Annotated in this window: 13 protein-coding genes; 2 read left to right on the plus strand and 11 right to left on the minus strand. The window is 67.9% G+C overall.

The genetic code is table 11. The features are described 5' to 3' along the window. Positions 1–184 precede the first annotated feature (184 nt). Entirely contained in the window at positions 185–2416 is a 2232-nt protein-coding gene (locus M9902_RS05915; protein WP_297221556.1) for a DUF5916 domain-containing protein, read from the plus strand. Between the two features lie 99 nt (positions 2417–2515). Here the strand turns inward: M9902_RS05915 and M9902_RS05920 are convergent, their stop codons facing one another. The 11 genes from M9902_RS05920 to M9902_RS05970 form a co-directional block, all read right to left on the minus strand. Beyond that, positions 2516–3295: a response regulator gene (locus M9902_RS05920; protein WP_297172542.1), complete on the minus strand. Its 780-nt coding sequence runs from the start codon at positions 3293–3295 to the stop codon at positions 2516–2518. A 52-nt stretch (positions 3296–3347) separates the two neighbouring features. Then, the gene (gene ftsX / locus M9902_RS05925; RefSeq protein ID WP_297221557.1) at positions 3348–4310 is read right to left on the minus strand and encodes a permease-like cell division protein FtsX; all 963 of its coding nucleotides are present in this window, start codon (positions 4308–4310) and stop codon (positions 3348–3350) included. Further along, the gene (gene ftsE, locus M9902_RS05930; RefSeq protein WP_297221558.1) at positions 4303–4992 is read right to left on the minus strand and encodes a cell division ATP-binding protein FtsE; all 690 of its coding nucleotides are present in this window, start codon (positions 4990–4992) and stop codon (positions 4303–4305) included. Before ftsE ends, ftsX begins: the two co-directional genes overlap by 8 nt. 149 nt (positions 4993–5141) lie before the next feature. Then, positions 5142–6509 carry an acetyl-CoA carboxylase biotin carboxylase subunit gene (gene accC / locus M9902_RS05935; protein WP_297221559.1) on the minus strand — a complete coding sequence of 456 codons (1368 nt, stop codon included), beginning with the start codon at positions 6507–6509 and terminating at the stop codon, positions 5142–5144. Next, entirely contained in the window at positions 6502–6951 is a 450-nt protein-coding gene (locus tag M9902_RS05940) for a four helix bundle protein (RefSeq protein WP_297171802.1), read from the minus strand. Before M9902_RS05940 ends, accC begins: the two co-directional genes overlap by 8 nt. Positions 6952–6971: 20 nt before the next feature. Continuing rightward, a complete protein-coding gene (gene accB / locus M9902_RS05945) occupies positions 6972–7460 on the minus strand; it encodes an acetyl-CoA carboxylase biotin carboxyl carrier protein (RefSeq protein WP_297171800.1) in 489 nt (162 codons plus the stop codon). Positions 7461–7647: 187 nt separating this feature from the next. Next, positions 7648–8085: a type II 3-dehydroquinate dehydratase gene (gene aroQ, locus M9902_RS05950; RefSeq protein WP_297171798.1), complete on the minus strand. Its 438-nt coding sequence runs from the start codon at positions 8083–8085 to the stop codon at positions 7648–7650. Between the two features lie 418 nt (positions 8086–8503). Continuing rightward, positions 8504–9115, minus strand: coding sequence for a TlpA disulfide reductase family protein (locus tag M9902_RS05955; RefSeq protein ID WP_297221560.1), 612 nt, complete (start codon positions 9113–9115; stop codon positions 8504–8506). Further along, entirely contained in the window at positions 9115–11484 is a 2370-nt protein-coding gene (locus M9902_RS05960; protein ID WP_297221561.1) for a protein-disulfide reductase DsbD, read from the minus strand. Before M9902_RS05960 ends, M9902_RS05955 begins: the two co-directional genes overlap by 1 nt. A gap of 9 nt (positions 11485–11493) precedes the next feature. After that, positions 11494–11811 (minus strand): divalent-cation tolerance protein CutA, encoded by a 318-nt coding sequence (gene cutA, locus M9902_RS05965; protein ID WP_297221562.1) that lies wholly within the window; start codon positions 11809–11811, stop codon positions 11494–11496. Continuing rightward, the gene (locus tag M9902_RS05970; protein ID WP_297221563.1) at positions 11808–12035 is read right to left on the minus strand and encodes a hypothetical protein; all 228 of its coding nucleotides are present in this window, start codon (positions 12033–12035) and stop codon (positions 11808–11810) included. The genes cutA and M9902_RS05970 overlap by 4 nt, the downstream gene beginning before the upstream one ends. Between M9902_RS05970 and groES the strand changes: the two genes are divergently transcribed. After that, positions 12034–12324: a co-chaperone GroES gene (gene groES / locus M9902_RS05975; RefSeq protein WP_297171636.1), complete on the plus strand. Its 291-nt coding sequence runs from the start codon at positions 12034–12036 to the stop codon at positions 12322–12324. The genes M9902_RS05970 and groES overlap by 2 nt on opposite strands. Positions 12325–12398: the final 74 nt, after the last annotated feature.

Here is a 12398-nt window from a genome sequence, read left to right on the forward strand (position 1 = left end):
CTGCCAAGCCCCAAGTGGCGCCGCAATGGACAAAGGAAATCGCCGCCCTCGCCTTGGCTGCAACTGCTGCAACCGCCGTGAACGGCCCATCTGACAGCGAGCTATGACTTCCGGCACTGAGGTTTCAGGCGCGTGTGGCGGTAATATAGTGATGTAATACACTGAGACATCAACGATGAAACCCATGCGTGTCTTCTTCCTTGCCGGCCTGCTGCTGCCTGCCTTCGGCGCTGCGGCACAGTCGGCGAGCACAACGCAGGCCAACCCGGCCGCGCGGATTCCAAAGCTGCAAGGAACCATCGTGATCGACGGCGTTGCCGACGAAGCCGCCTGGCAGGGTGCGCTGGTGCAGGAGATCGGCTACGAGATCCAGCCTGGTGACAACATTCCCGCGCCGGTGCAAACCACGGTGCGCGTCGGCTACACCGCCGAGGCGCTGTATCTGACGTTTCATGCGCAAGACCCCGATCCGGCGGCGATCCGCGCCCATCTGCGTGACCGTGACACCGCCTTCAACGACGACTGGGTGGGCGTTTTCCTCGACACCTTCAACGACAATCGCCGCGGCTACGAATTGATGATCAATCCGCTGGGCGTGCAGTCCGACCTGATCCGCGACGAAACCAACAGCAACAACCAGGAAGATCCGAGCTGGGACGGACTGTGGCAAAGCGAGGGGCGGCTCACCGCCGACGGCTACGAGGTCGAGGTCCGCATCCCGTTTTCGACCCTGCGCTTCCCGAACGGCGGCGGCGACCAGCGTTGGGGCATGGCGCTGTTTCGCAATTACCCGCGCGACAAGCGCCACCAGCTGTCCAGCCGACCGGTACCGCGCGCCTCCAACTGCTTCCAGTGCGAATGGGACAAGTACGACGGCATGGCCGGGGTGCAGCAGGGCCGCAATCTGGAGGTCGTGCCGACGCTGACCGTGGGCGCCACGCAGACCCGCGTCGCAGCGGGTGCGCCGTGGCACAACGACACCAGCATCGAGCCCGGCCTCGATGTGAGCTGGGCGCCGTCACCGGCGATGACCTTGAATGCCACGATCAATCCGGATTTCTCGCAGGTGGAAACCGACCAGCTGCAGCTCGACATCAACAGCAGCTTCGCGCTGTTTTATCAGGAGAAGCGGCCGTTCTTCCTCGAGGGCGCGGACTATTTCACCACCCAGTTCGACGTGCTCTACACCCGCCAGATCGCCGATCCGGATTTCGGTCTGCGCGTGACGGGCCGCACCGGCAGCGGCGCCTACGGCGCGTTCGTGGCGCGCGATGCCACCACGTTGCTGCTGGTGCCGGGGGTGCTCGGATCGGGGTTTGCCCAGCTCGACCAGAAGGCCAATGTCGCCGTCGGACGCTATCGGCACGACTTCGGCACCGATTTCAGCCTCGGCGTGATTGGCACCTTCCGTCGCGGTGACGACTATGCCAACAACGTGACGGGCGTCGACGCGCGCTGGCGCCAAGGCGGACACACCGTCACGGCGCAATTCCTGCACAGCCAATCCGAGTATCCGGCCAGTATTGTTGTCGAATACAGCGGCGAACTGGGCAACGACCCCACGCCGTCCGGCAATGCCTGGCGCGCCGAATACACGTTCAGCAACCGCAACTGGTATGTCGATGTCTGGCATGCGGCGATCGATCCCGGTTTCCGCGCCGATCTTGGCTTCATCGGCCAGGTGGGCTACGACCAATCCCTGATCGGCGGCAGCTACAGCTGGTTTCGCGACGGCAAGGCCTTCAACCGGATCAACCTGTATGCCGATTTCGACATCACCCACCGCTACGACGGCCAATTGCTGGAACGCGAGCTGGAGGGCCATGTCAACGTACAGGGGCCGATGCAGAGCAATCTGACCTTGCACGGTCTGACCCGCGTGCGGTTCTGGCAGGGCACGCTGTTCGATGAACACTATGTGGACATCAGTGCCAACTTCCGGCCCACCGGCAGCCTGCAGCTGGGCGTGTCCGCCAGCACCGGCCGCATGCTCGATCTGGGCGCGGCGCGCCTCGGCCGGCGCACCCTGCTGGAGCTGTTTGCCAATGCCAACCTCGGCCGCGGACTGGCGCTGGATTGGGACATCTACCGCCAGTGGATGCATCGCGACGGCGGCACCGCGTTCACCGCCACCGTGCTCAACGCCGGCGGCAGCTGGCAGTTCGACCCGCGCCAGCGCCTGCGCTTCACCCTGCAAGGCAGTGCCGTCACGCGCGATCCGACGCTGTATGTCGGTCCTGTCAACCAACGCGCCCGCAACTGGGCCGGGCAGCTGGTGTACTCGTACAAGCTGAATCCGCGCACCGCCCTGTACGCTGGTGCCTCGTACGGTGCGTTCATGGACGACGCCCACCCGCAGCTGTTCAACGACACCCGCAGCATCTTCGTGAAACTGAGCTACGGCTGGCAGCCGTAACCTGCCTTATTGTAGGAGCGCACCGCAGGGGCGCGATGCTTCTGCGGGATCCGGGAATAAAGCATCGCGCCCCTGCGGTGCGCTCCTGCAAGGCCCGTGTCAACCCATCTTCGCCAGCCGCAGCTGGAACAGCACCTTGGTGACCAGCAGGCGTTCTTCGATCGGTTTCAGCACCAGGTCGTTGGCGCCCTCGCGCAGCAGGGTGGACTGGTTCTCGTGGTTTTCATCGCCGGTCATCATCACCATCGGCAGCTTGCGTTTGCCGTAGTGGAACGCCGAGCGGATCTGGTTGAGCAGGTCGCGGCCGCTGAGGATGCCCTTCAGGTACACGTCGCTGAGTACGAGGTCGGCGCCGACGTCGCCGTCGCTGCGGCCGATGAACTTGTGCAGATGCTCGAGCGCGTCTTCAACGCTGAGCACGTGCAGCACCTGCATGCCCTGGCGTTCGAGCATGCGCCGGGTGGCCACCGCCACCACCTTGCTGTCCTCGACGTAGAGCACCCGGGCACCCTCGACCGGGGCCGGGTGGATGTAGCCGCGGATGAAGGCGGCCAGTGCGGCCTGGCCGAGGCTCTTGTCGAAGTAGTCGGTGATGTCCTCGGTGAAGACCCGGGTTTCCAGCGCCTCCTGGGCGTTGCCGGAGATCACGATCACCGGCACGTAGGCCTGCCCGGTGGCGTCGCGCACTACTTTGGCCAGCGCCAGCCCGTCACCGTCGGGAAGCACCAGCGCGGTGGTGACCAGATCGACCGAGCCGTCGGCCAGCGCGGCGCGCGCCTCGGCCAGGCCGCCGCAGCCGACCACCTGGGCGTTGGGCAATTCCTTGAGCAGGGTGTCGGAAATCAGCCGGCGCACCAGCTTGCTGCCGTCGACCACCATCACCCGGGGGGCGTCGCTGGCGACGTGGCGCAGGTCGTGTTTGTCGGCCACGTCAGTGCTCCAGCGGCCGGGTCTGGCGCAGGGTGTGCCCGCTGACCATGGCCGCGCCGACCCAGCCGAGCGCGCCCGCGCCCGCCAGCACGGTGCCGGCCTGCAGCGGGTTCAGGCCGCGCAGGGCGAACGCGCTGCCGTAGCGCGCGGCCAGTTCCGCCAGCGGCGGCGCCAGCGCCAGCCCGGCCAGCGTCAGCAGGCCCAGTGCCAGCGCACCCGCAAGCAGCCCGTACCACGCACCGAGGTACAGGAAGGGTCGCTGCACGAAGCCGTCGCTGGCACCGAGCAATTGCAGCACGCCGATCTCCTCGCGCCGGGACTGGATGTCCAGACGCACCGTATTGCCCACCACCAGCAGCGCGCCCAAGCCCAGCAGGGCGGCCAGCACCGCGACGCCGCGCGTGCCGAACCCGAGCCAAGCCTGCAGCCGCTGCTGCCAGAGCGCATCGTACTGCACGCGCTCGATTTGCGGCAGCGCCGAGAGCGCCTGCGCCAGCGCCGCGTCACTGCCGCGCGGGGTCAACTCCAGCAGGCTGGGCAGGGCCGCGCGCGCCTGTTCCACTCCCAGGGCGTCGATCGCCTGCGCCAGATCCGGCCGCTGCCGCAGCTGGGCCAGCGATTGTTCGGGGGTGACGACGGCCACCGACGCCACATCGGCCCGCTGCCGCAGCACCCCCGCCAGCGCCTGCGCCTGGGCGGCGTCGACATCGAGCTTGAGGAAAGCGGTCAGCGCGCGCGACGCCTGCACCTGCGTTTCCAGGCGCTGGGCATTGTGGACGACGATCCACAGGCCCAGCGGCAGCGCCAGCGCCAGCGCCAGCACGCCGACCGTGAGCAGGGTGGCCCACGGCCGACCCAGCAGGCGGCCGAGGCTGGCGATCAGGCTGCGGCCGTGGTGCGCCAGCCAGGTGCTCAGGCGGCCGTGGTGGACGCGGGTGACGCGGCGTGCGGCCGGGCTAGGCATCGGCAAGGTCCTCCGGCGCGATGTCGTCCTCGAGCTGGCCGTTGGCCAGCACCAGCACGCGCTTTTTCATGCGCTTGACCAAGGCAATGTCGTGGCTGGCCACCAGCACGCTGGTGCCGCGCTCGGGCAGCGCCGCGAACAGCGCCATGATTTCGGTGGACAGGGAGGGATCGAGGTTGCCGGTGGGCTCGTCGGCAATCAGCAGGGTCGGTTCGGCCACGATGGCGCGGGCGATTCCGACCCGCTGCTGCTCGCCTGCGGACAACTGCTCGGGCAGCGCCCGCTCGCGCCCGCCCAGCCCCACCCGTTCCAGGATCGAGCGCACCCGCTTGCCGATTTCAGCGCGCTTCATTCCGCGCAGCACCAGCGGCAGCGCCACGTTGTCGGCCACGCTGCGGTCGGTGAGCAACTGGTGGTTCTGGAACACCACGCCGACGTCGCGCCGGTGCCGGGCGATGGCACTGCCGCGCACGCTGGCCAGGTTCCGGTCATCGAACAGGACGGTGCCGCGGCTGGGCCGTTCGGCCAGATGGATCAGCCGCAGCAAGGTGCTCTTGCCGGCGCCGGAATGTCCGGTGACGAACACCATCTCGCCCGCGTCCATGGCGAAGCTGACCGCTTCGAGCGCCGTGCGCGGGCCGGGATAGACCTTGCTGACGCTGTCGAATCGCAGAACCGGCATGCGGCGGGAAAGGTGAGGGACCGGCGCCAAGTATCGCCCGTCGCACGCCATGCGGCCAGCACCGCCTGCGCCAAGGTTCAGGAAGAAACCCGGACAAACCGGCGGCGAAAAGCGGCCTGGAACGCGCCGGCCCAGCGGTCCTGCCGCGGCTACAGCACCGACAGCGCCTTCTCGCGGCGCTCGGCCAGTTTCTTTTCCAGATAGTGGATGTTCTGCCCGCCCTGGGCGAAACCGCCGTCGGCGAGGATGCGCTGCTGCAGCGGGATATTGGTCTTGATCCCGTCCACCACCAATTCCGACAGCGCCACCCGCATCCGCGCAATGGCCTGTTCGCGGGTCGCGCCGTGGACGATGAGCTTGCCGATCATCGAATCGTAGTTCGGCGGCACCCGATAGCCTTCGTAGATATGGGTGTCCATGCGCACGCCGGGGCCACCGGCGGCGTGGTAGTGCTGGATCAGGCCGGGGCTGGGCATGAAGGTGTCGGGGTCTTCGGCATTGATCCGGCACTCGATCGCGTGGCCGCGCAATTCGATGTCCTGCTGGCGGATCGACAGCGGCTCGCCACCGGCGATCAGCAATTGCTCGCGGATCAGGTCCACCCCGGTGATCAGTTCGGTGACGGGATGTTCGACCTGGATGCGGGTGTTCATTTCGATGAAATAAAAGCGCCCATCCTGGTACAGGAATTCGAAGGTGCCGGCGCCGCGGTAGCCGATCCGCAGGCAGGCCTCGACGCAGACCTTGCCGATCTGCGCCCGCAGCTCCGGGGTGATGCCCGGCGCCGGGGCTTCCTCGACCACCTTCTGGTGGCGGCGCTGCATCGAACAGTCGCGCTCGCCCAGGAAAATGGCGTGGCCCTGACCGTCGGCGAGCACCTGGATCTCCACGTGGCGCGGATTTTCCAGGTACTTCTCCATGTACACCATGTCGTTGCCGAACGCGGCCTTGGCCTCGGCCTTGGTGGTGGCGATGGCGGTGGCCAGCGCGGCCTCGGTGCGCACGTCGCGCATGCCGCGCCCGCCGCCACCGCCGGCGGCCTTGATCAGCACCGGATAGCCGATCTCGGCGGCGATCCTGGCATTGGCCTCGGGATCATCGCCCAGCGGGCCGCCGCTGCCCGGCACGCAGGGCACGCCCGCTGCCTGCATCGCGCGAATCGCCTCGACCTTGTCGCCCATCAGCCGGATGGTGTCGGCGCGCGGGCCGACGAACACGAAGCCGGACTGTTCCACCCGTTCGGCGAAGTCGGCGTTTTCCGACAGGAAGCCATAGCCGGGATGGATCGCCTGCGCGTCGGTCACCTCGGCCGCGGCAATGATCGCCGGCATGTTGAGGTAGCTCTGAGCCGACGGCGCCGGCCCGATGCAGACCGACTCGTCGGCCATCGCCACGTGCTTGAGGTTGCGGTCGACGGTGGAATGCACCGCCACCGTGCGGATGCCCATGGTGTGGCAGGCGCGCAGGATCCGCAGCGCGATCTCCCCGCGATTGGCGATGAGGACTTTTTCAAGCATGGGATTGGGGCTGTGATTGGTGATTGGTGATTGGTGATTCGTATGGAGCGGGCTCCTCGCGAACCCGCGATGCCCGGCTTTCCATCGACGTGAGCAGTGCGTTGAGGCGGGCAAAGGTGCGGTCGAGGACCTGCATCAACGCCGCGTCCGGTTCGACGAGGCCGAGCCGTGACGCAATCCGGAGCTGTGTGTCCAGTTCCGACAGGGAGCTGCGTGCAATCAGCAGGAATCGAACCAGTTCTGCCGGGGATCGGCGGGCAGCACCCTCGGCGATGTTCGACGGCACGCTGACGGCGGCGCGACGCAGTTGCGCCGACAGCCCGTAGCGCTCGGTGTCGGGCAGCCGCGATGCGTGGGCATAGACAAGCACGACCAGATCCATGGCGTCGCGCCAGACGTCCAGGCGCGCGTGCGGCCGCTGCTTTTCCGAATCACCAATCACGAATCACCAATCCCGTTTCCTCAGCCGATCACGAACAACGGCTGGTCGAACTCGACCGGCTCGCCGCTTTCGCAGCGGATCGCCAGCACGGTGCCGGAGACGTCGGCCTCGATCGGGTTGAACATTTTCATCGCCTCGATGATGCCGAGGGTGTCGCCGGCCTTGACCGCCTGGCCGACGCTGACAAACGCCGGCTTGTCCGGGGCCGGGCTGGCATAGAAAGTGCCGACCATCGGCGCGCGCACGACGTGGCCTTCGGGCAGATCGGGCGTCTCCGGCCTGGGGCTGCCACCGGTCGCCGCCTGCACCGGGGATTGCATCGGCATCGCCGGCGCGGTCGCCGCCGCGACGGGCGCAGGGATGTGCACGGGGACGTGCGCGGCTTGCACGAGGCCGCCCTTGGGCACGCGCGCGAGGCGCACCGATTCCTCGCCCTCCTTGATCTCGATTTCGGCGAGGTTGGATTCTTCCAGCAGGTCGATCAGTTTCTTGATCTTGCGCAGGTCCATCGTGGTTTCCTTTGTTCATCCTTCTCCCCGAGTCGCAGGGAGAGCTTGCTTGATTTCCTTCTCCCCCGAATCGCAGGGAGAGCTTGTTTGTTTTCCTTCTCCCGGAATCGCGGGGAGAGCTTGCTTGTTTTCCTTCTCCCCGCGGGCGGGGAGAAGGTGCCCGAAGGGCGGATGAGGGGCGAGCCGCCTAGCCCAGCCGTGCCAGCGCCGCGTCCAGCGCGTAACGGTAGGAATCCGCGCCGAAGCCGCAGATCACGCCCACCGCCTTGTCGCTGAAGTAGCTGTGCTGGCGGAACGGTTCGCGGGCGTGCGGGTTGGACAGGTGGATCTCGATGAAGGGAATGGTCACCGCGGCCAGCGCATCGCGCAGCGCGACCGAGGTATGGGTGAAGGCGGCCGGATTGATCAGGATGAAGGCGGTGCCGTCGCTGGCCGCCGCCTGCACGCGCTCGACCAGCGCGTGTTCGGCGTTGGACTGGAAGGTCTCCAGCGCGTGACCGGCGGCGCGGGCACGGGCGGTCAGGTCGGCGTCGATGTCCGCCAGCGTGATGCGGCCATAGACCTCCGGCTCGCGGCTGCCGAGCAGGTTCAGGTTGGGGCCGTGCAGGAGCAGCAAGTGGGCCATCGACGCTTCGAAATTTCCCCGGAAATCGGCGCGCAGTGTCCCGCGAATGGTGGATCGTGTCCAGTTCGACGAACTTTTGCACGATAACGGAATTTTAATGACGTATTCGAGTGAATGCTCTAAATGCCGGGATTCGGGATTCGGGATTCGGGATTCGGGATTCGGGAGACGGGAGATGGGAGATGGGAGATGGGGGATTGAGGACGGATGACTCACTTCCGTTCGTGGTGAGCCTGTCGAACCATGAACGGAAGTGGTTGGAAAGCGGCTCATGCGATGTCGTGAATCGCCGGCAGGCCGCTGTGGTTCGACAGGCTCACCAAGAACGGCCCCGCGACCACGAACGGCAGCGCTGCATTGCGCGTGCCTGTCCTGCGCCGCGTACGGAGTTCCGTGTTGTGCAGCCACCAGCGACTGTTCAGTGCGGCGCGGAAGCCCAGGCGGCAATGGCGGCTTCGTCTTCGAATGGCCCGATTTTTGTCTTGATCAGACGGCCATCTGCATCGATCAGCGCTGAGAATGGCAGGACGCCGGCGCGGTTGCCCAAGCGCACGCCGGCGTCGGCGGGGCCGGGGGAATCGGTCAGGATGGGGTAGGTGATGGCGTGCTGGAGGAGGAAGGGGCGCACCGCTTCCGGAGCATCCAGGGCGATCCCGACCACACGCACCCCGGTGGCACCCTGTTGCGCCGAATAGGCCTGCAAATCCGGCATTTCCTTCAGGCAGGGCGCGCACCAGGTCGCCCAGAAATTGACCAGCGTCGTGCGCCCGGCCCAAGCGGCAGGCAGTTGGATTGCGGCTCCGTCCAGATCAGGCAGGGCTAATGCCGGGACGCGTTCGCCGCGACGGGCCACGATCACCCCGGCCGGCAGTGGCGGCGCCCGCGCCTCCAAGGTGGCCTGCAGCGCTTCCTGGCCGACTTCGGTGGACGCCAGCCGATAGGCGATGCGGGGCTCGAACAACAGGCTGGCCGCGGCGCCGGCCAGCGCGGCCAGCGCCGCGATGAGCAGCACGCGGCGGTGGGACGGCATCAACGCGCGGCCCGGCCCAGCGCCGCTGTCACGGTGCCGGGGGTCAGCAGGGTCGGCAGGATCTCGCCTTCACCGCCGCCGCGCGGGTACACCACGTACAGCGGCACGCCGACCGCGCGGTGGGCCTGCAGATAGGCCGTGATCGCCGGATCGACGTCGGTGTAATCGCCAACCATGTAAACCGCGTTGGCAGCGCGCAGGGCGTCGCGGAAGTCGGTGGCGGCAAACACCGCCCGTTCGTTGGCCTTGCAGGTGACGCACCAGTCGGCGGTCATGTTGACGAACACGATGCGGCCCTGCGCGCGCAGGTCGGCCAGCGCCTGCGGCGACCAGGCCACGGTCGCCAGATCGCCGTCCTGCGCCGCCGTCGCGACCGGCTGTGGCCGCGGCAGCGCGTGCAGGCGGGCCAGCGGCCAGCCCAGTGCCAGCAGCACCAGCACCGCCACCGGCTGCCACGCCCTCGCGCCGCCGCTGCGGGCGCGGGTCCAGGCCCAGGCCGCCAGCGCCAGCCCGATCGCCGCGACCAGCCACAGCCCCACCGCGTCGGCGCCGCGCAGCCGCGCCAGCACCCAGACCAGCCAGGCCGCAGTGGCGTACAGCGGGAAGGCGAGGAACTGCTTGAGCGTCTCCATCCACGCGCCCGGTTTGGGCAGCCGCCGCGCCAGTGCCGGAATGAAGCCGATCAGCAGGAACGGCAGCGCCAGTCCGAGGCCGAGGGCGAGGAAGACCAGAAGCGCGCCGGCGGTTGGGCCGATGAAGGCATAGGCCAGCGCCGCGCCCATGTACGGCGCGGTGCAGGGCGTGGCCAGCACCACCGCCAGCACGCCGGTGAAGAAATCGCCGCCGGCCCCGCTGCGCCCGAGCAGGGCGGCGCCGCGCCCGCCCAGGGTGACGTTGGCCTGCCACAGCCCGGACAGGTTCAGGCCGAGGCCGAACATCACCAGCGCCAGCAGCGCCAGCACCAGCGGCTGCTGCAGTTGGAAGCCCCAACCCAGCGCCAGCCCGGCATGCCGCAGCGCCAGCGCCAGCGCACCCAAGGCCAGCATCGACAGCAACACCCCGGCGGTATAGGCCAGCGCGTGGCGGCGCGCCTTGGCCGTGTTCTCGCCGCTTTGCGCCACGGCCAGCGCCTTGAGCGAGAGCACCGGCAGCACGCAGGGCATCAGGTTCAGGATCAGCCCGCCGGCCAGCGCCAGCAGCAGCGCCAGTGCCAGCCCCGGTACCGTGCGCTGCGGCGGCGCGGTGCGCTCGGGCATGGCTGCCGGCAAGGCCTCGTGCGTGGCGAATACCTCTGGCGCGGGCGCGGCTTCGGGGGCTGAGGCCTGCGCTGCGTCGACGCTCGCGCTGGCGGCTGCCGCCGGTGGACTGGCCGCCTCAGGCGCGGTTGCCGATGCCGGCGATGGCGCGGGCAGCGCAGCGTTCAGCGCGGTTGCGCCACTGCCGCCATTGCCGTCGTTCACCGCGCCGGTCGGCAGGGAAACCGCCAGCGTGCGGCGCATCGGCGGGTAGCAGATGCCGTTGTCCTGACAACCCTGCAACCCGACCGTCAGCGTGCCGCTGGCCGCGCGCGGGCTGGTGCGGGCCACCGGCAGGCGGATTTCGACCTGGTCGAAATACACTGCGACATTGCCGAAGTGCTCGTCGCGGTAGGGCGTGGCCTTGGGCAACCGGGCGGCGGGCGGCAGCCGCGCCGTCAGGCCGGCGCCGGCGTCAAGCTGCGCCGAAAGCTTGTCGCGATAAATGTAATAGCCGCGGGCCGGGGTCAGCCGCAGCAGCAGGGTGTTGCCGTCGAGCGCGATGGCTTCACTGGTGAACGCCTGCTCCGGCGGCAGTGGCCCGTCCTGTGGAGTGCCGCGCAGCGCGGCGAACGGATTGCCGCCCGCGTCGGGCCCGAAGCCGAGGCCGGACGCGTCCGCTTCCGCCGGCAGCGGTACGGTCAGGGTGCGGGTCTGCGGCGGGTAGCACACACCGGCATCGGCGCAGCCCTGGTATTTCACGGTCAGGGCGACACCGGTTGCACCCGCGGCGGGCGTTCCGGTCAGAACACCAACCAGGCGCTGGCGATAGGTCTGGACTTCGCCGAAAAATTGATCGTGGTGCTTTTCGCCGTCCGGCAGCGCCAGCCGGGCGCCCTCGAAATTCGACCCGGTCTTGACCGAAGTGCGGTGCCGGTACAGATAGAACCCATCGGCGATCTTCCAGCGCACCTCGATGCGATCGCGCGCAGTGGCCTGCGCCGACAGCACGAACACCTGGTCGACCGGCGGCAGCTCGAACTCCTGCGCCTGTTGTGCGGCCACCGGCGACAGCGCGGCGAGGAGAAGGGCTGCGGCCAGCCAGTGGCGCAGTCGGGAAAGCAAACCGGTCATCGCGTCATTTTACGTCCGCACGGCGCCCGCAACCCATTGCAGGTACGCAGGCAGCCCATCCGCAGGTTCGACTGCCAGCAGCTCGGGAAGTTCGTAGGGGTGCAATTCCAGCAGCCGCGCTTGCAGGGCCGGCCAGGCGGCGCGGATGGTCTTGATCAACAGCAGCAGCTCGTCGGCGCGTTCGACCGCGCCCTGCCAGCGGTAGGTCGAACGCAGCCCGGGGAGCACATTGACACAGGCAGCCAGCTGTTCGCCTACCAGCGCTTCGGCGATGCGCTCGGCGCTGGCGGCGTCCGGGCAGGTGGTCAGGCACAGCAGCAGGTTCATTCGGGCAGGGTAAACGCCACGCGGCGGCAAGGCGAGCGGATGGCGCTCGGGCGCGGCGTGGCCAGGATTTGCCGGTGTGCCCTTGAAACCGCCGCCTGCCGCCCCATCTTCAGGGCATCCCGGTTGCGGGCGTTTCTCGTTCCGCATCTTGGCAGTCGCTGCCAATGACTGCTAAAATAGCCGGGTTTCTCCCAGTCAATCAACCATTTACCGAGGTTGCTCATGTCCAATATCAAGCCCTTGTACGACCGCGTTGTGATCAAGCGCATGGAAGAAGAGAAGCTGTCCGCCGGCGGGATCGTGATCCCCGACAGCGCCACCGAGAAGCCGATCAAGGGCGAAGTCGTTGCCGTCGGCACCGGCAAGGTGTTCGACAACGGCCAGCTGCGCCCGACCCAGGTCAAGGTCGGCGACAAGGTCCTGTTCGGCAAGTATTCCGGCACCGAGGTCAAGCTCGACGGCGTCGAGTACCTGGTGGTGAAGGAAGACGACCTGTTCGCCGTGCTCGGCTGAGCACGGCCGTGATTCGTGATTGGTGATTGGTGATTCGTCAGGAGCAAACCCGCTCCGAATCACGCGCCAGCCCC

This window comes from Thermomonas sp. (assembly GCF_023953935.1).
In the GTDB taxonomy this organism is placed as follows: domain Bacteria; phylum Pseudomonadota; class Gammaproteobacteria; order Xanthomonadales; family Xanthomonadaceae; genus Thermomonas.

Excerpts from the sequence above, each read along its gene's own strand:
- M9902_RS05970 (WP_297221563.1), bottom strand. The coding sequence starts at position 12,035 with ATGAGCAACCTCGGTAAATGGTTGATTGACTGGGAGAAACCCGGCTAT.
- cutA (WP_297221562.1), bottom strand. The coding sequence starts at position 11,811 with ATGAACCTGCTGCTGTGCCTGACCACCTGCCCGGACGCCGCCAGCGCC.
- M9902_RS05915 (WP_297221556.1), top strand. The coding sequence starts at position 185 with ATGCGTGTCTTCTTCCTTGCCGGCCTGCTGCTGCCTGCCTTCGGCGCT.
- accC (WP_297221559.1), bottom strand. The coding sequence starts at position 6,509 with ATGCTTGAAAAAGTCCTCATCGCCAATCGCGGGGAGATCGCGCTGCGG.
- M9902_RS05955 (WP_297221560.1), bottom strand. The coding sequence starts at position 9,115 with ATGCCGTCCCACCGCCGCGTGCTGCTCATCGCGGCGCTGGCCGCGCTG.
- groES (WP_297171636.1), top strand. The coding sequence starts at position 12,034 with ATGTCCAATATCAAGCCCTTGTACGACCGCGTTGTGATCAAGCGCATG.
- aroQ (WP_297171798.1), bottom strand. The coding sequence starts at position 8,085 with ATGGCCCACTTGCTGCTCCTGCACGGCCCCAACCTGAACCTGCTCGGC.
- ftsX (WP_297221557.1), bottom strand. The coding sequence starts at position 4,310 with ATGCCTAGCCCGGCCGCACGCCGCGTCACCCGCGTCCACCACGGCCGC.
- ftsE (WP_297221558.1), bottom strand. The coding sequence starts at position 4,992 with ATGCCGGTTCTGCGATTCGACAGCGTCAGCAAGGTCTATCCCGGCCCG.
- M9902_RS05960 (WP_297221561.1), bottom strand. The coding sequence starts at position 11,484 with ATGACCGGTTTGCTTTCCCGACTGCGCCACTGGCTGGCCGCAGCCCTT.
- M9902_RS05920 (WP_297172542.1), bottom strand. The coding sequence starts at position 3,295 with ATGGTGGTCGACGGCAGCAAGCTGGTGCGCCGGCTGATTTCCGACACC.
- accB (WP_297171800.1), bottom strand. The coding sequence starts at position 7,460 with ATGGACCTGCGCAAGATCAAGAAACTGATCGACCTGCTGGAAGAATCC.